The sequence below is a fragment of the Streptomyces sp. NPDC033180 genome, assembly GCF_055577645.1.
This window is the reverse complement of record NZ_JBVIPU010000005.1, coordinates 336007-352855: the sequence shown is the minus strand read 5'-3', so window position 1 is coordinate 352855 and position 16849 is coordinate 336007. Positions and strand designations below refer to the sequence as shown.

Here is a 16849-nt window from a genome sequence, read left to right as displayed (position 1 = left end):
GTTGCACGAGTACGCGCCTTCCCCCGACGCGTCCACCCCGACCTAGGCCGTATACGGCGGAAATCTGCCCACCAGTTCACGCACTTCCTCTCGTACTTTCGAGTCGTTCGCCTCCCTGGATTCGTCGCCTACCGCGGCGGCGAGGAGCCCGGCGATCCGCACCATCTCCGCGTCCCCCATGCCCTGTGTGCTGACGGCGGCGGTGCCGAGCCGCAGTCCACGTCCCTCGGCGTGCGGCAGGGCGCAGGTGTCCAGGACCAGGCCGCAGGCGGCGAGTCTGCCGCGGGCTGTGTGCGCGTCGACGCCCAGGGGCGCGGGGTCGGCGAGGATCAGGTGCGTGTCGGTACCGCCGGTGATGATCGTGCAGCCCGCGGCGGCGAGAGCCTGGGCCAGGACGCGCGCGTTGGCGACGACCTGATGGGCGTACGCGGTGAAGGCCGGGGTCGCCGCCTCGCCGAACGCGACGGCCTTGGCGGCGATCGTGTGCATCTGCGCGCCGCCCTGGGTGAAGGGGAACACGGCACGGTCGATGCGGGACGCGAGCGCGGGCCCGCACAGGATCAGACCGCCGCGCGGGCCACGCAGCACCTTGTGGGTCGTGGCGCAGACGACGTCGGCGTACGGGACGGGGCTCGGGGCCGCTCCCCCGGCGATCAGGCCGATCGGGTGGGCGGCGTCGGCGATGAGGTACGCGCCGACGTCGTCGGCGATGTCGCGGAAGGCCGCGTAGTCGATGTGCCGGGGGTAGGCGATGGAGCCGCAGACGATGGCCTTCGGCTTGTGCGAGCGGGCCAGGGCGCGGACCTGGTCGTAGTCGATGAGGCCGCTGTCCGGGTCGACGCCGTAGCCCACGAAGTCGAACCAGCGCCCCGAGAAGTTCGACGGCGAGCCGTGCGTGAGGTGGCCGCCGTACGGCAGGCCCATGGCCAGGACGGTGTCGCCGGGGCGCAGCAGGGCGGCGTACGCGGCGAGGACCGCGGAGGAGCCGGAGTGCGGCTGCACATTGGCGTGCTCGGCGCCGAAGAGCGCCTTGGCGCGGTCGATGGCGATGCGCTCGGCGACGTCGACCAGTTCGCAGCCGCCGTGGTGGCGGGCGCCGGGGTAGCCCTCCGCGTACTTGTTGGCGAGGGGGGAGCCCAGGGCCGCGAGCACCGCCGGTGAGGTGAAGTTCTCCGCTGCGATGAGCTGGAGACAGGACGCCTGCCGGTCCTGCTCTGCCAGGAGGATCTCCGCCATCTGGGGGTCCGCGCGGCGGAGCGCGGCGAAGTCAGCGGGCGCCGTCGGGGCGGCGGTGGGTGCGGTGCTGACCGGCATCTTGGGCTCCGGGCCTCGCGAGGTGTGCGGGTCCCTCCAATGTAGGCCCGCCACACGGTGCCCGCGCGGTGTCGGGGCGGATCTGCCGCCCGCGCCGAAGAGAAAGGTTTAAGCCTTGGCCCGCACGCCGGTCAGCGCCGTCACCACCGGATCCAGCGCTTCGTTGATCTCGTCGCCCACCGAGCGGAAGAAGGGCAGCGGCGCCCCGTAGGGGTCGTACACCTCGTCCGCCTCGGCCGTGGGCGCGAGGAGCCAGCCCCGCAGCGCGGCGGCGGCCCGCACGAGGGCCCTGGCCCGCTCGACCACTCCACCATCGGGGTCGGGCAGCGTCGCGGGGTCTATGGCCCGCACAAGGCGCGTGAACTCCTTGAGCGTGAACGTGCGGAGCCCCGCCGAGTGACCCATCGAGATGACCTGCGCCCGGTGGTCCCGGGTCGCCGTCAGGACGAGGTCGGCGCGGATGACGTGCTCGTCGAGGAGCTCGCGCCCCTTGAAGCCCGAGGCGTCCGCGCCGAAGTCCGCGAGCACCGCCTCGGCGTTGGTCTCCATGGGGGCGCCTTCGTGCCCCCACGTGCCCGCGCTCTCCACGATCAGGCCGCCGGTGAAGGGATCACCCAGGCGGTCGGCGAGGGCATGCCTGGTCAGCCGCTCAGTGATCGGCGAGCGGCACACATTGCCGGTGCTGACGTGGAGGATGCGGAACGAATCGGGATAAGCCGCTATGCCACGCCCCGTCTCAGGGGCTGTCAATTCGCCACCTCGAGGTCGGGTACCACCTTGCGGAGCTCCTCCGCGTCCAGGGCGCCCGCGCGCAGCAGTACCGGCACCTTCCCGGTGACGTCCACGATCGACGACGGGACGATGCCGGGCGTCGGCCCGCCGTCCAGGTACACGGAGACGGAGTCGCCGAGCATCTCCTGCGCGGCGTCGCAGTCCTCCGGCGCGGGGTGCCCGGTGAGGTTCGCCGAGGAGACCGCCATGGGGCCGACCTCGGTGAGCAGCTCGATGGCGACGGGGTGCAGCGGCATCCGGATCGCGACGGTTCCCCGGGTGTCCCCGAGGTCCCACTGGAGCGACGGCTGCTGCTTGGCGACCAGAGTCAGGGCCCCGGGCCAGAACGCGTCGACGAGCTCCCAGGCCGACTCGGAGAAGTCGGTGACCAGGCCGTGCAGCGTGTTCGGGGAGCCGATGAGGACCGGCGTCGGCATGTTGCGGCCACGGCCCTTGGCGTCGAGCAGGTCGGCGCACGCCTCCGGCGTGAAGGCGTCGGCACCGATCCCGTAGACGGTGTCGGTGGGCAGCACGACCAGCTCGCCACGGCGGACGGCCGACGCGGCCTCGCGCAGACCGGTCGTACGGTCGGTCGCGTCGTTGGTGTCGTATCGCCGTGCCATCTAACTGGCCTCCTCGTACACGTGCTGCTGGCTTGAAGTGGTGGTGGTCACGGCATCGCCTTGCGGGCGGTCGCGAACCTCGGCCTGTTGTTGAGGTCGGGGTGGTCGGCCGCGTCGGCCCAGCCCCGCTCCTCGGTGAAGATCCACGGCACCTGGCCGCCCTGGGTGTCGGCGTGCTCGATGACGACGACGCCGCCCGGCCGCAGGAGCCGGTGGGCGGTGCGCTCGATGCCGCGGATCAGGTCGAGGCCGTCCTCGCCGGAGAAGAGCGAGAGGTCGGGGTCGTAGTCACGGGCTTCCGGAGCGACGTACTCCCACTCGGTGAGCGGGATGTACGGCGGGTTCGAGATGAGGAGGTCGACCTGTCCTTCGAGCTCCGGAAGGGCGTCACGCGCGTCGCCCTGGGACAGCTTGACCCTGGACCCCTCGACGTTCTTCCGCGTCCACTTCAGGGCGTCCTCGGACAGCTCCACGGCGTGCACGCGCGAGCGTGGGACCTCCTGCGCCATGGCGAGGGCGATGGCCCCGGAGCCCGTGCACAGATCGACGATGAGCGGCTCGACGACATCCATCGCGCGCACGGCGTCTATGGCCCAGCCGACCACCGACTCGGTCTCCGGCCGCGGCACGAAGACCCCGGGCCCGACCTGCAGTTCGAGGTAGCGGAAGAAGGCACGCCCGGTGATGTGCTGGAGCGGCTCGCGTGCCTCGCGGCGCGCGATCGTCTCCCAGTAGCGGGCGTCGAAGTCGGAGTCCTTGACGGAGTGCAGCTCGCCCCGCTTCACGCCGTGCACGAAGGCCGCGAGCTCCTCCGCGTCGTTGCGCGGCGAGGGCACGCCGGCGTCGGCCAGCCGCTGGGTGGCCTGGGCCACTTCCGCGAGCAGCAGGTTCACGCTGGTCCTCCGGGGGGCAGTGCGGTTGTCGGGTGCTCAGGCTGCCGCGAGCTTGGCCGCGGAGTCCGCGTCGACGCAGGCCTGGATGACCGCGTCGAGGTCTCCGTCGAGCACCTGGTCCAAGTTGTACGCCTTGAAGCCGACACGGTGGTCCGAGATCCGGTTTTCCGGGAAGTTGTACGTCCGGATCTTCTCGGAGCGGTCGACGGTGCGGACCTGGCTGCGACGGGCGTCCGCGGCCTTGCTCTCCGCTTCCTCCTGAGCCGCGGCAAGGAGCCTGGAGCGCAGAATACGCATCGCCTGCTCCTTGTTCTGCAGCTGGCTCTTCTCGTTCTGGCAGGAGGCCACGACGCCGGTGGGCAGGTGCGTGATGCGCACCGCGGAGTCGGTGGTGTTGACCGACTGGCCGCCGGGACCCGACGAGCGGTAGACGTCGATGCGCAGGTCGTTGGCGAGGATCTCGACATCGACCTCCTCGGCCTCGGGCGTCACCAGGACGCCGGCCGCGGAGGTGTGGATCCGGCCCTGCGACTCGGTGGAGGGCACGCGCTGCACGCGGTGCACGCCGCCCTCGTACTTCAGCCGTGCCCAGACGCCCTGGCCGGGCTCGGTCGCGCCGTTGCCGCCCTTGGTCTTCACGGCGACCTGGACGTCCTTGTAGCCGCCGAGCTCGGACTCGGTGGCGTCGATGATCTCGGTCTTCCAGCCCACGCGCTCCGCGTACCGCAGGTACATGCGCAGGAGGTCGCCGGCGAAGAGCGCCGACTCGTCGCCGCCCGCGCCCGCCTTGACCTCGAGGATGACGTCCTTGTCGTCGCTGGGGTCGCGGGGCACCAGGAGAAGCCGCAGCTTCTCGGTGATCTCCTCGCGCTGCTTCTCCAGGTCCTTGACCTCCGCGGCGAACTCCGGTTCCTCCGCGGCCATTTCACGGGCCGTCGCGATGTCGTCGCCGGTCTGCTTCCAGGCGCTGTACGTCGAGACGATCGGCGTCAGCTCGGCGTAGCGCTTGTTGAGCTTGCGCGCGTTGGCCTGGTCGGCGTGGACCGAGGGGTCCGCGAGCTTCGTCTCCAGATCGGCGTGCTCGCCGATCAGTTCCTCGACCGCCTCGAACATCGGGGTCTCCTGAGTCTTCTACGCGAAGGTACCGCGCAAGGGTTCTACGCGAAGGTGGCTGCTGCGATCAGACGGCAAAGCGCCGGTCCCAACCGCCCCCTCCCGAGGGCGGCCGAAGACCGGCGCAGTGGCTCGCTACTTGTTGGCGGCAGCCTTGCCGAAGCGGGCCTCGAAGCGGGCCACGCGGCCACCGGTGTCGAGGATCTTCTGCTTGCCCGTGTAGAACGGGTGGCACTCGGAGCAGACCTCGGCACGGACGCGGCCGCTGGAGATCGTGCTGCGGGTGGTGAACTCCGCGCCACAGGTGCAGCTGACCTGGGTCTCGAAGTACTCGGGGTGGATGTCGCGCTTCAAGGTGTCTCCTAGTTTCGGGAGGGCGCCGGGTCGTACGCGCGGATTGCTCGTACGTGAACCGGGGCCGACGTACCAGTCTGCCAGGACGGGTCGCATCTGCCCAAACCGGGGTGGGTGCCGTTCTATTCCCGGCGGGCTCAGAACCGCGCTAGTCGCTGGTCACGACGTCGCGCGCGTCGCCCTTGTCGCCCGCGGACTTCTCGGTGGCGGACTTGGGGATGGGCTTGTCGGCCTTGAGCGCGTCCCAGACCTGCTGGTCGGCCTTCTCCAGGGGCAGGACGCGGTTGGGGTCCGCCGGGTCGTACTGGATGGGCATCGTGACCATCTTCATGTCGCCCGCGCCGATGCCCTTGAGCCCGCTCGCGAAGCCCGCGAGGCTCTTGACGTCGTTCAGGTCGGAGTCGGTGGTGATGGCGCTGGTCGCGTCGTTCGCGAGGTCGTAGAGCTTCTTCGGGTTGCTGAAGACGCCGACGTCCTTGACCTGGTTGATCAGGGCCTTGATGAAGGCCTGCTGCAGCTGGATGCGGCCGAGGTCGCTGCCGTCGCCGACGCCGTGCCGGGTGCGGACCAGACCGAGGGCCTGCTCGCCGGTGAGCTGGTGCGTGCCGGCCTTGAGGTTGAGGTGGCTGTCCTTGTCGTTGATCGCCTTCTTGGTGGTGATCTCGACGCCGCCGAGGGTGTTGATGAGCTTCTTGAAGCCGGAGAAGTCCACTTCCACGTAGTGGTCCATCCGGATGCCGGACATCTTCTCCACCGTCTTGACGGCGCAGGCGGGGCCGCCGACCTCGTACGCCGTGTTGAACATCTGCCGCTGTCCGCCCGGATCCGTCTTGCCGTCGTCCGTCTTGCACTCGGGGCGGGATATGAGGGTGTCGCGGGGTATGGAGACGACGCTGGCCGTCTTGTGGCCCTTGTTCACGTGCACGACCATCGCCGTGTCCGAGCGGGCGGCGCCCTCGTCCTTGCCGTACTTGGCGTTGTCGCCGGAGCGGGAGTCGGAGCCGAGGACGAGGATGTCCTGCGAGCCGTTGTCGATGTTCTCGGGGCGGTCGGTGCCGAGCGCCTGGTTGATGTCGACGCCCTTGATGTTGCCGTTGAGCTTGAAGTACACGAAGCCGAGGCCCGTACCGCCGAGGACGATCACCGATGCCGCGGTCCAGGCGGTGATGACGAGGACCTTGCTGCGCTTCTCACGCGGCTTACGGCGCCGGCCGCCACCACCTCGGGGGCGCTTCGGTGCCGTTTCCGCGGATGCGCTCTCGTCGGTCATGTGCTCCTCAGTCCTCGTCCGGGTCGGGTACCCCCTGCTTTCAGGGTCAGGCGCGGTTTGTCGTCACTTGTCAGACGTGGAAACCGAAAGAAGGGTTGCACAGCGCTATGTGAGCGCCCCGGCGCACGCTCGTGACGCATCGTGCACTCCTTCCCCGTCCTTCGGGCTCCTCACCTGCGATTTACCCCGCCACGGGGCTACTGCCCGTGACCGTAAGAATCTCTTAGGGGTGTGGTCAAGGTCATTCGGCACCCCTTGCGCGCGCCCCCTGGACGCAAAGGGCCGCCCCCGTCGGATGACGGGGGCGGCCCTTTTGTGTACGTACTGCCCGCGAGGACTAGTCGTTGCCGTTGCCCGGCGTCGGGGTCGTCTTCGCGATCTGCATGAGGAACTCGGCGTTCGACTTCGTCTGCTTCATCTTGTCGAGGAGCAGCTCGATGGCCTGCTGCGAGTCGAGCGCGTGCAGCACCCGGCGCAGCTTCCAGACGATCGCGAGCTCTTCGCTGTTGAGCAGGATCTCTTCCTTGCGGGTGGAGGACGCGTCGACGTCCACCGCCGGGAAGATGCGCTTGTCGGAGAGCTTCCGGTCGAGCTTGAGCTCCATGTTGCCGGTGCCCTTGAACTCCTCGAAGATCACCTCGTCCATGCGCGAACCGGTGTCGACGAGCGCGGTGGCGAGGATGGTCAGCGAGCCGCCGTCCTCGATGTTGCGCGCCGCACCGAAGAAGCGCTTCGGCGGGTAGAGCGCCGTCGAGTCGACACCACCGGACAGGATGCGGCCGGAGGCCGGGGCCGCCAGGTTGTACGCACGGCCCAGGCGGGTGATCGAGTCGAGAAGCACGACCACGTCGTGACCCAGCTCCACGAGACGCTTGGCGCGCTCGATGGCCAGCTCGGCGACCGTGGTGTGGTCCTCGGCCGGACGGTCGAAGGTCGAGGAGATGACCTCGCCCTTCACCGACCGCTGCATGTCGGTGACCTCTTCCGGACGCTCGTCGACCAGGACGACCATCAGGTGGCACTCGGGGCTGTTCGTGGTGATCGCGTTCGCGACCGCCTGCATGATCATGGTCTTGCCGGTCTTCGGCGGAGCCACGATCAGACCGCGCTGGCCCTTACCGATCGGCGACACGAGGTCGATGATGCGGGTGGTGAGCACGCCCGGGTCGGTCTCCAGACGGAGCCGGTCCTGCGGGTAGAGGGGCGTCAGCTTGTTGAACTCCGGTCGCCCGCGCCCGGATTCGGCCGCCATGCCGTTCGCCGAGTCGAGGCGGACGAGCGCGTTGAACTTCTCGCGGCGCTCGCCGTCCTTGGGCTGGCGGACGGCGCCGGTGATGTGGTCACCCTTGCGCAGACCGTTCTTACGGACCTGGGCGAGCGACACGTACACGTCGTTCGGGCCCGGGAGGTAACCCGAGGTCCGGATGAACGCGTAGTTGTCGAGGATGTCCAGGATGCCCGCGACGGGGATCAGTACGTCGTCGTCGGCGACCTGCGGCTCGCTCGCGCCGCCGAACTCGTCGCGCCCACGACGGCCACGGCGGTCGCGGTAACGGCCGCGGCGGCCGCGACGGCCACCCGCCTCGTCGTCGAAGTCGTCCTGCGGTCCGTTGTCACGCTGGTCGCGCTGGTCCCGCTGCTGACGGTCCTGGCGGTCGCCGCGGTCCTGACGGCCGCCGCCCTGCTGGCGGTTGCCGCCCTGCTGCTCGTCGCCCTTGTTGCCACGGCGGTCGCGGTCGCGGCCACGGCCCTGGCGGTCACGGCGCTCGCGGCGGCCGTCGGCGTTGTTGTCACCGGAGCCGTCACCCTTGGCCTCGGGCTGCGCGTCCGTCTTGGCGTCGCTCTTGTCGTTCTTGTCGTTCTTGGCGTCGCTCTTCGGCTCGCTCTTCGCCTCGGCGGTGACCGTCTCGGGGCTGCCCGCGTCGGCGGTGGCACGGCGACGGCGGCGCTCGCCCTTGTCGGCACCCGCGGGCTGGCCCGGGATGTCGATCTGCTGCTGGGCGGCGTCATCGGCCTTGGCGCCGGCCGGCTGCTCGGCCTTGTCGGCCTTGCTCGCCTTGGCGGCCTTGTCGGCGCCCGTCGAGCTCGCCGCGGTGTCCTCGCCCGTCCGGGCCTTCGAGGTCGCGCGGCGCTTGGGCTTGGTCTCGGCGTCCGAGGCCGGCGCGGCGCTCTTCGCGGGGGCACCGCCCCCGGCCTGCGCCTCCTTGATGACCTCGATCAGCTGGCTCTTGCGCATCCGCGCAGTGCCCTTGATACCGAGGCCGGATGCGACCTGCTGCAGTTCCGCCAGCACCATGCCATCGAGGCCGGTGCCGCGGCGCCGCCGGGACCCGGCCGAAGCACCGGTGGCAGGCGCCGCAGAGGCGTCCGTGGCGGGCGTGTCGGCAGTCACGCCCATCAGATCGGTGGTGTCGCTCACGAAGGGTCCTTCCCTGGAGCGGACGTCGGCCTGTCTGGCTCGGCGACCGGTTGTGCTGTCCGGAGGTCCTTTGGTGTGTGGACCGTGCCGGGGCGGTGGTCCGCCAACGCGCGGCGGAAGAATTCACTGGTGATGGCGAGTCCCGGTGAGGTGCCACTGATGTGCGGTGTCACTCGGCTCGGTCACGCCGGTTCCGGAGCGTGCTCGGCACCGCTCAGTGCGGGGCACAGAGCAGTTTGGGAGGCTCCCGGAAGGATGGATGTCCCGGACGGGGACACGAAGCACCTCGCCATGGTGGGGTCGGGTGCAGACTTGAGGTTAACACTACCGGATCCAACAAACATTCCCCCTCTCCAATCCGGCTAACAGGTGTCAAGGAGCAAGCGGCAACACGCTCGCGCCGGTCGCGTCGAGCGCCAGGCGATTGGCCGCCCAGCCCTCTCCCGCAAGGCGTGCGACCTTGTCCGCCGCACTCTCATCGGCCAGCGCGAGGACCGTGGGCCCCGCGCCGGAGATCATCGCCGGGACACCGTCCGCGCGCAGGCGCTCCACCAAGGCGGCGCTCTCGGGCATGGCGGGCGCGCGGTACTCCTGGTGGAGCCGGTCCTCGGTTGCGGGGAGCAGCAGCTCGGGGCGCCTGGTCAGGGCCTCGACGAGCAGCGCGGCCCGGCCCGCGTTGGCGGCCGCGTCGACGTGCGGGACGGTGCGCGGGAGCAGTCCGCGCGCGGTCTCGGTGAGCACGGGCCTGGCCGGTACGAAGACCACCGGAACGATGGAATCGGCGGGTTCCATCCTGATCGCCCGCGCCGCTCCCCCGTCCATCCAGGAGAGCGTGAAGCCGCCGAGCAGACAGGCGGCGACGTTGTCCGGGTGCCCCTCGATCTCGGTGGCGAGCTCGAGCAGGGCGTTGTCGTCCAGACGGGCGTCCCCGCCTATCGTCACGGCGCGCGCGGCGACGATGCCCGCGCAGATGGCGGCGGACGAGGAGCCGAGGCCCCTGCCGTGCGGAATGCGGTTGGCACAGACGATTTCGAGCCCGCGCGGCTGTCCGCCGAGCAGGTCGAAGGCGGTGCGCAGGGAACGTACGAGCAGATGCGACTCGTCGCGTGGGAGCGTCTCGCCGCCCTCACCTGCGATGTCGATGTTCAGTCCGGTGTCGGCCACCCGCACGACGACGTCGTCGTACAGACCCAGCGACAGGCCGAGGGCGTCGAAGCCCGGGCCGAGGTTGGCGCTGGTGGCGGGGACGCGCACCCGGACGGCGGCGGCGCGGAACGCGGGACCGGCCATCGCTCGATGACTCTCCTTGAGCTGCGATCTTTTGAGGACTTGCCACGTGATGAGGCACTACCCGAAGGCCGCTCTGCGGCAGCACCGCGGCATATGCGGCGGGGCGGGTTCGGTACAGCCTATCGAAGGAAGGTTCTGTGGCGACATAGGGCGCACAGGAGGCGCACGATGCGTGTCGTAAGCCCCCTGTGCACCCCCTATGCGGAGTTGCGGGTTTTCCAGGCGGTTATGCCCGCCGTACTGCTGCCTGTATCCCGGACCGGCATGGCTATGCCATGCCGGAAACGGTTATGCCAGGCCCAGACGCTCGGCCGCGGCGGCCGAGTCGACCGGAACCGTGACCGGCTGCGGTGCGCCCGCGACGGCCCAGTCCGGGTCCTTGAGGCCGTTTCCGGTGACGGTGCAGACGATGCGCTGCCCCTTGTCGACCTTGCCCTGCTCGGCCGCCTTCAGCAGCCCCGCGACGGAAGCGGCCGACGCCGGCTCGACGAATACACCCTCCTGGGACGCCAACAGCTTGTAGGCGCGCAGGATCTCACGGTCCGTCACCTCGTCGATGAAGCCGTCCGACTCGTCGCGGGCGTCGAGTGCGTACTGCCACGACGCGGGGTTGCCGATGCGAATCGCGGTGGCGATGGTCGACGGGTCCTTGACGATCTCGCCGCGCACGATGGGCGCGGAACCGGAAGCCTGGAAGCCCCACATGCGGGGAGTGCGCGACGAGACCGAGTCGGCGGCGTACTCCTTGTAGCCCTTCCAATAGGCCGTGATGTTGCCCGCGTTGCCCACCGGCAGGACGTGGATGTCGGGGGCGTCGCCGAGCGCGTCGACGATCTCGAACGATGCGGTCTTCTGGCCCTCGATGCGGAACGGGTTGACCGAATTGACCAGCGCCACCGGGTAGTTCTCGGAGAGGGCGCGTGCGAGGTTCAGGCAGTCGTCGAAGTTGCCGTCGACCTGCAGGATCTTCGAGCCGTAGACGAGCGCCTGGCCCATCTTGCCGAGCGCGATCTTGCCCTGCGGCACGAGGACCGCGCAGACCATCCCGGCGCGTACGGCATAGGCGGCGGCCGAGGCCGAGGTGTTGCCGGTGGAGGCGCAGATGACGGCCTTGGCGCCCTCCTCCTTGGCCTTCGTGATCGCCATCGTCATGCCGCGGTCCTTGAAGGACCCGGTCGGGTTGGCGCCCTCGACCTTGAGATGGACCTCGCAGCCCGTGCGCTCGGTGAGCACCTGCGCGGGCACGAGCGGCGTGCCGCCCTCGCGGAGCGTCACGACGGGCGTCGTGGCGGAGACGGGAAGACGGTCCCGGTACTCCTCGATGATTCCGCGCCATTGGTGGCTCATTACTGACTACTCCCCTTCAACCCGCATGATGCTGGCGACACCACGCACGGTGTCGAGATTCCGCAGTGCCTCGACGGTGCCGGTGAGGGCGGCGTCGGGCGCGCGGTGGGTGACGACGACGAGAGAGGCCTCGCCGTCCTTGCCCGTCTGACGGACCGTATCGATCGATACGCCGTGCTCGGCGAAGACCGTCGCGACCTGGGCGAGAACACCCGGCTTGTCGGCTACGTCGAGGCTGATGTGGTAGCGCGTGACGACCTCGCCCATGGAACTCACGGGCAGCTGGGTGTACGCGGATTCGCCGGGCCCGGTGGCTTCGCCGAGCTTGTTGCGGCAGACGGCGACGAGGTCGCCGAGCACGGCCGACGCGGTGGGAGAACCACCGGCGCCGGGACCGTAGAACATGAGCTGGCCGGCGGCCTCGGCCTCCACGAAGACGGCGTTGTACGCCTCGCGGACCGACGCCAGCGGATGACTGAGCGGAATCATCGCGGGGTGCACGCGCGCGGTGACGGACCCGCCGTGGGCGGCCCGCTCACAGATGGCGAGCAGCTTGATGGTGCAGCCCATGCGCTTCGCGGACGCGAAGTCGGCGGCGGTCACCTCGGTCATGCCCTCGCGGTAGACGTCGTCGAGACGCACGCGCGTGTGGAACGCGATACCGGCGAGGATCGCGGCCTTGGCGGCGGCGTCGAAGCCTTCGACGTCGGCGGTCGGGTCGGCTTCCGCGTATCCGAGGGCGGTGGCCTCGTCGAGGGCTTCCTGATAACCGGCGCCGGTGGTGTCCATGGCATCGAGGATGAAGTTGGTCGTACCGTTCACGATTCCGAGAACCCGGTTGACCTTGTCGCCGACGAGGGACTCGCGCAGCGGCCGGATCAGCGGAATCGCACCGGCGACGGCAGCCTCGTAGTAGAGATCCCGCCCGTGCTCCTCGGCGGCGGCGTGCAGCGCGGCGCCGTCCTGCGCGATGAGCGCCTTGTTGGCGGAGACGACGGACGCACCATGCGCGAAGGCGGTGGTGATGAGGGTCCTGGCGGGCTCGATGCCCCCGATGACCTCGACGACGACATCAATGTCACCGCGTTTGACCAGCGCGGTCGCGTCCGTGGTGACCAGTGAGGGGTCGATTCCGTCCCGCACCTTCGACGGACGGCGCACGGCCACCCCGGCGAGCTCCACCGGGGCACCGATCCGGGCCGTGAGGTCGTCGGCGTGCGTCGTCATGATGCGCGCCACCTCTGAGCCGACAACCCCACAGCCCAGCAGCGCCACCTTCAGCGGACGCGTACGCATCATCCGACCTCACTTCTCATACATCTACGATGGGACCAGTCTCACCCACCCGCTGGCAGTTCCTATGCCCTGTCCGGATGGTGAGACGACTATTTCACAGACCGATACTTCATCGATCGCTGTCTCCGGGCCGGTACTTCCTCAGCCGACGTCAAGTCGCAGGAGGTCTTCCTCCGTCTCGCGCCGGACGATGACCCGCGCATCACCATCCCGCACGGCGACGACCGGCGGACGGAGAGCGTGGTTGTAGTTGCTCGCCATGGAACGGCAGTACGCGCCGGTCGCGGGCACGGCGATCAGATCACCGGGTGCGATGTCGGCGGGCAGGAACGCGTCCTTCACCACGATGTCCCCGCTCTCGCAGTGCTTGCCGACCACGCGGACCAGCATGGGCTGCGCGTCGGACTCCCGCGAGACGAGGGCGACGCTGTACTCGGCGTCGTAGAGAGCCGTACGGATGTTGTCGGACATGCCGCCGTCGACGGAGACGTAGGTACGCAGGCCTTCGAGCGGCTTGACGGTGCCGACCTCGTAGAGGGTGAAGGCGGTGGGCCCGACGATGGCACGCCCGGGCTCGACGGAGATGCGCGGCGTCCGCAGATTCGCGGCCTCGCACTCGCGCGTGACGATCTCGCCGAGCGCCTTGGCGATCTCGTGCGGCTCGCGGGGGTCGTCCTCGGAGGTGTAGGCGATGCCGAGCCCGCCGCCGAGGTCGATCTCGGGAAGCTCGACACCGTGCTCGTCCCGCACCTCGGCGAGCAACTGGACGACGCGCCGGGCGGAGACCTCGAACCCGGCCATGTCGAAGATCTGCGACCCGATGTGCGAGTGCACGCCGATGAGCTCGAGGCCATCGAGCTGGAGCGCCCGCCGCACGGCCTCGGCGGCCTGGCCCCCGGCCAGCGCGATGCCGAACTTCTGGTCCTCGTGTGCGGTGGCGATGAACTCGTGGGTGTGGGCCTCGACGCCGACGGTCACGCGGATCTGCACGCGCTGGCGGGTGCCGAGCCGGTCGGCGATGTGGGCGACGCGCACGATCTCCTGAAAGGAGTCGAGCACGATGCGCCCGACACCGGTTTCGATCGCCCGCTCGATCTCCTCCTCGGTCTTGTTGTTGCCGTGGAAGGCGATGCGGTCGGCGGGCATGCCGGCGGCGAGGGCGGTGGCGAGCTCGCCACCGCTGCACACGTCGAGGTTCAGCCCTTCCTCGTGCAGCCACCTGACGATCGCCCGCGAGAGGAAGGCCTTGCCGGCGTAGAACACGTCGGCGTCGGCCCCGAAGGCACCGCGCCAGGCGTGGCAGCGGGCGCGGAAGTCGGCCTCGTCGAGGAAGTAGGCGGGGGTACCGAACTCCTCGGCGAGCCGCGTCACCGGGATTCCGCCGACGGTGACGACACCGTCCGCGTCACGCCCGACGGTCTGCGACCAGACCTTCGGATCGAGGGAGTTCAGGTCATCGGCCGGGGCGGTGTAGTGCCCTTCGGGCAGTACGTCGGCGTGGCGAGGCCCGGCGGGGTGTGCGGAACGGCTCATGTCGCGTTCGTCTCTCTCACTTCATTCACGTCTGTCTTCACGTGTCACAAGTACTCGGGGGCGCTGATGCCGAGCAGGGACAGGCCGCCTGCGAGCACCGTCCCGGCGGCTTCGGCGAGCGCGAGCCGGGCACGGTGGGCGGCCGAGGGTTTCTCGTCACCGAGCGGCAGCACGCCGGGCTGAAAGGCGAGGAAGGCATCGGCGATGACGACAAGATGCCGGGCAAGCCGGTCGGGCGCACGGTGCCGGGCGGCTGCGGCCAGGATGCGGGGGTAGTCGGCGAGGGCGTCGAGGAGCCCCTGCGCTCCGGCTCCCGCTATGTCCGCGGGCTCGGAGGTGAAGCCGAGGGCGGCGGCGTTCCTGGTGAGGGCGCGGGTGCGGGAGCAGGCGTACCGCACACGGAAGAGGGGATTGCTCGCACGCTGGACGAGGTGCTCGTCACTGATGCGGGGCCGGTCGCGGGCGGCGGGGTACAGGAGCGCCCAGCGGGCGGCGTCGGGGCCGAGGGGGGCGGGGTCGGCGGAGGCCGGGACGGGCCGCAGGGGGGTGGGGGCGGCAGGAGGGTTCCCGTACGCGTCGATGTGTACGCCGAGGGTGGCCGCCGCCCAGTTGGTGTCTGCGGCCCCCTCGCAGATGTTCCGCACGTGGGCACCCCGGGAGAGGAGGATGCGGCGGAGTGAGTCGGCGAGGACGGCGGCGCGGACTTCGCGGGGGAAGTGGAGCTGGTGGGTTTCGGCGGAGCCGTCCTCCGGGCCGGGATGGATGTGCCCGTACGAGGCGCCGCGGGCGAGGACATCACGTACGAGGTCGGCGGACGCGCTGCCTGTGTACTGGGGGCCGCACCCTTCGAGGGTGATGTTCAGAAAACCGGGCCCGGTGATGTCGATGGCAGCGATGCCGGGCTCCCGGGCGAGCCGCGGGGAGAGCACTTCGGCGACCTGCCGCGGCGAGCGCCCGGCGGCGCGGGCGACCTGCAGGGCGACGTTCGTGGCGTAGTCCCCACACCCGCCGGGCCGAGGCCGCTCAACGACAACCCGCCCTGCCGCGCCCACACCCACACCCACATCCCCAAGGCCACTGAGCTCCCCGTCATCGACGGCACGACGCATGGCGCGCAGCACGGTGCGGGAGAGCTCGACGGGGGTCACGGGACAAGCGTATGGGAGGAAGGGGGTGGGGACGCGACCTGGTTTCCCCGATGGTCCGGGATGTGGACGGCGGGGTGCGGACGGGGGCGGCGGCTTCGGCGGGTGGGTCAGGGGCTGGGGCGGCGGGGGCTTCGGCGGCGGCGGCTTCGGCGGGTGGGTCGGCGGCGGCTTTGGCGGCGGCTTCGGCCGGTGGGGCGGCGGCTGGGGCGGCGGCTTCGGCCGGTGGGGCGGCGGCTTCGGCGGCTGAGGCGGCGGCTTCGGCGGGTGCTGGGTGGGCTGCCGGGATGACGGGGGCGGGACCCGGGGGCGGGATCGGGGCCGGGACCCGGGGGGGGCGGGATCGGGGCCGGCGTCAGCCGCTGGATGGAGGCCAGGGCCCGGGGGTGGGGGCCGGGAGCCGGGGTCGCCGCTGGACGGAGGCGAGGACCCGGGGGCGGCGGGCGGGGGCCGGGGTCGCCGCTGCACGGAGGCGAGGACCCGGGGGTGGGGTCAGCCGCTGGGTCGAGGGCAAGGTCCGGGGCTGAGGTCAGCCGCTGGAACGAGGGCAAGGTCCGGGGCCGGGGTCAGCCGCTGGAACGAGGGCAAGGTCCGGGGCCGGGGTCAGCCGCTGGAACGAGGGCAAGGTCCGGGGCCGGGGCCGGGGTCAGCCGCTGGGGCGGCCGGCGCGCTCGGTTTCTCCGGCGGCCCCGCACTCACCACTGAGGGCGCCATGCTCGCCGTCACCATCACCACCACCGCTGCCACCGTCACTGCCACTACCGTGTTCCATCAACTGCCGTACGACCCCGAGCAGTTCGGCAGGCTCGAAGGGCTTGGCCAGGAAGGCGTCCACCCCGACCTCAAGCCCGCTCGCCACCTCGTACTGGGTGCAGGCACTGACAATGACGATGGGCAGATTCCGGGTCCGCGGATCGGAACGCAGCCGAGCGGCGGTACGCAGCCCGTCGAGGCGGGGCATCACCACGTCGAGTGTGACCACATCGGGTCTGACCTGGTCCACCACATCCAGGCATTCGGCACCGTCGGCCGCGGTCACGACCTCGAAGCCCTCCAGCTCGAGATTGACCCTGATCAGCTGCCGGATGACCTTGTTGTCGTCGACAACAAGCACGCGGCCTGACACGCCTGACACAACTCGAGAGTAGGTCCGCGCCCGCCACCGCGTCCGGGTTTTCCCCACTTCCACCCCGTGCGGGGGATCGTGCGGGAAGCCAAGGGCAACCTCTGGGACGCGAGGTGCACATGCGCCCGCCCCCACGCCCACGGAGTGCGGAAATACCTGTTCATAGGGAGCCGTTCGGAGCTGGTAGGGTTCTACACGTCGCCGCGCAAACCGCGCCGACACGCCCCCGTAGCTCAGGGGATAGAGCAACGGCCTCCGGAGCCGTGTGCGCAGGTTCGAATCCTGCCGGGGGCACCTTGAAGAAGGTGCCCAAGACCCCGTCACCAGCGGAAACGCTGAGGCCGGGGTCTTCGCG

Annotated in this window: 15 protein-coding genes and 1 tRNA gene; 2 read left to right on the top strand and 14 right to left on the bottom strand. The window is 70.3% G+C overall.

The window, feature by feature from the left end; genetic code table 11:
- Positions 1–42: 42 nt before the first annotated feature.
- The 13 genes from ACZ5WE_RS18160 to nrtL all read right to left on the bottom strand — a co-directional run bounded on the left by ACZ5WE_RS18160 (position 43) and on the right by nrtL (position 15371).
- Complete coding sequence (locus ACZ5WE_RS18160; protein ID WP_467689076.1) at positions 43–1314, bottom strand: serine hydroxymethyltransferase; 1272 nt, start codon at positions 1312–1314, stop codon at positions 43–45.
- A 108-nt stretch (positions 1315–1422) separates the two neighbouring features.
- Positions 1423–2064 (bottom strand): arsenate reductase/protein-tyrosine-phosphatase family protein, encoded by a 642-nt coding sequence (locus tag ACZ5WE_RS18155; protein WP_160507229.1) that lies wholly within the window; start codon positions 2062–2064, stop codon positions 1423–1425.
- Entirely contained in the window at positions 2061–2708 is a 648-nt protein-coding gene (locus ACZ5WE_RS18150; RefSeq protein WP_249587745.1) for an L-threonylcarbamoyladenylate synthase, read from the bottom strand. The genes ACZ5WE_RS18155 and ACZ5WE_RS18150 overlap by 4 nt, the downstream gene beginning before the upstream one ends.
- 47 nt (positions 2709–2755) lie before the next feature.
- Positions 2756–3601: a peptide chain release factor N(5)-glutamine methyltransferase gene (gene prmC / locus ACZ5WE_RS18145; protein WP_467689073.1), complete on the bottom strand. Its 846-nt coding sequence runs from the start codon at positions 3599–3601 to the stop codon at positions 2756–2758.
- Positions 3602–3637: 36 nt separating this feature from the next.
- Complete coding sequence (gene prfA, locus ACZ5WE_RS18140; RefSeq protein WP_467689071.1) at positions 3638–4714, bottom strand: peptide chain release factor 1; 1077 nt, start codon at positions 4712–4714, stop codon at positions 3638–3640.
- A 135-nt stretch (positions 4715–4849) separates the two neighbouring features.
- Entirely contained in the window at positions 4850–5068 is a 219-nt protein-coding gene (gene rpmE, locus ACZ5WE_RS18135) for a 50S ribosomal protein L31 (protein WP_367044975.1), read from the bottom strand.
- 148 nt (positions 5069–5216) lie between these two features.
- Positions 5217–6338: an LCP family protein gene (locus ACZ5WE_RS18130; protein WP_467689069.1), complete on the bottom strand. Its 1122-nt coding sequence runs from the start codon at positions 6336–6338 to the stop codon at positions 5217–5219.
- A gap of 337 nt (positions 6339–6675) precedes the next feature.
- Entirely contained in the window at positions 6676–8757 is a 2082-nt protein-coding gene (gene rho / locus ACZ5WE_RS18125) for a transcription termination factor Rho (RefSeq protein WP_467689067.1), read from the bottom strand.
- A gap of 372 nt (positions 8758–9129) precedes the next feature.
- Positions 9130–10047 (bottom strand): homoserine kinase, encoded by a 918-nt coding sequence (gene thrB / locus ACZ5WE_RS18120; protein ID WP_467689065.1) that lies wholly within the window; start codon positions 10045–10047, stop codon positions 9130–9132.
- A gap of 288 nt (positions 10048–10335) precedes the next feature.
- Positions 10336–11394 (bottom strand): threonine synthase, encoded by a 1059-nt coding sequence (thrC, locus tag ACZ5WE_RS18115; protein ID WP_467689063.1) that lies wholly within the window; start codon positions 11392–11394, stop codon positions 10336–10338.
- A 6-nt stretch (positions 11395–11400) separates the two neighbouring features.
- Positions 11401–12693, bottom strand: coding sequence for a homoserine dehydrogenase (locus ACZ5WE_RS18110; RefSeq protein ID WP_367044970.1), 1293 nt, complete (start codon positions 12691–12693; stop codon positions 11401–11403).
- Between the two features lie 138 nt (positions 12694–12831).
- Positions 12832–14223, bottom strand: a complete 1392-nt coding sequence (gene lysA / locus ACZ5WE_RS18105; RefSeq protein WP_467689061.1) for a diaminopimelate decarboxylase — start codon at positions 14221–14223, stop codon at positions 12832–12834.
- Between the two features lie 44 nt (positions 14224–14267).
- A complete protein-coding gene (gene nrtL / locus ACZ5WE_RS18100; RefSeq protein ID WP_467689059.1) occupies positions 14268–15371 on the bottom strand; it encodes an ArgS-related anticodon-binding protein NrtL in 1104 nt (367 codons plus the stop codon).
- Positions 15372–15396: 25 nt separating this feature from the next.
- Between nrtL and ACZ5WE_RS18095 the strand changes: the two genes are divergently transcribed.
- A complete protein-coding gene (locus tag ACZ5WE_RS18095) occupies positions 15397–15618 on the top strand; it encodes a hypothetical protein (RefSeq protein ID WP_467689057.1) in 222 nt (73 codons plus the stop codon).
- Between the two features lie 396 nt (positions 15619–16014).
- Here ACZ5WE_RS18095 and ACZ5WE_RS18090 read toward each other — a convergent pair whose 3' ends face one another.
- Positions 16015–16557, bottom strand: a complete 543-nt coding sequence (locus tag ACZ5WE_RS18090; RefSeq protein ID WP_467689055.1) for a response regulator — start codon at positions 16555–16557, stop codon at positions 16015–16017.
- Positions 16558–16716: 159 nt separating this feature from the next.
- Here ACZ5WE_RS18090 and ACZ5WE_RS18085 point away from each other — a divergent pair.
- Positions 16717–16788: transfer RNA gene (locus tag ACZ5WE_RS18085), tRNA-Arg, on the top strand.
- The last annotated feature ends 61 nt before the right edge of the window (positions 16789–16849 follow it).

What these genes read in the sequence shown, in the direction of transcription:
- ACZ5WE_RS18160 (WP_467689076.1), bottom strand. Translation starts at nt 1,314, where the DNA reads ATGCCGGTCAGCACCGCACCCACCGCCGCCCCGACGGCGCCCGCTGAC.
- ACZ5WE_RS18150 (WP_249587745.1), bottom strand. Translation starts at nt 2,708, where the DNA reads ATGGCACGGCGATACGACACCAACGACGCGACCGACCGTACGACCGGT.
- prfA (WP_467689071.1), bottom strand. Translation starts at nt 4,714, where the DNA reads ATGTTCGAGGCGGTCGAGGAACTGATCGGCGAGCACGCCGATCTGGAG.
- ACZ5WE_RS18130 (WP_467689069.1), bottom strand. Translation starts at nt 6,338, where the DNA reads ATGACCGACGAGAGCGCATCCGCGGAAACGGCACCGAAGCGCCCCCGA.
- thrB (WP_467689065.1), bottom strand. Translation starts at nt 10,047, where the DNA reads ATGGCCGGTCCCGCGTTCCGCGCCGCCGCCGTCCGGGTGCGCGTCCCC.
- thrC (WP_467689063.1), bottom strand. Translation starts at nt 11,394, where the DNA reads ATGAGCCACCAATGGCGCGGAATCATCGAGGAGTACCGGGACCGTCTT.
- ACZ5WE_RS18110 (WP_367044970.1), bottom strand. Translation starts at nt 12,693, where the DNA reads ATGATGCGTACGCGTCCGCTGAAGGTGGCGCTGCTGGGCTGTGGGGTT.
- lysA (WP_467689061.1), bottom strand. Translation starts at nt 14,223, where the DNA reads ATGAGCCGTTCCGCACACCCCGCCGGGCCTCGCCACGCCGACGTACTG.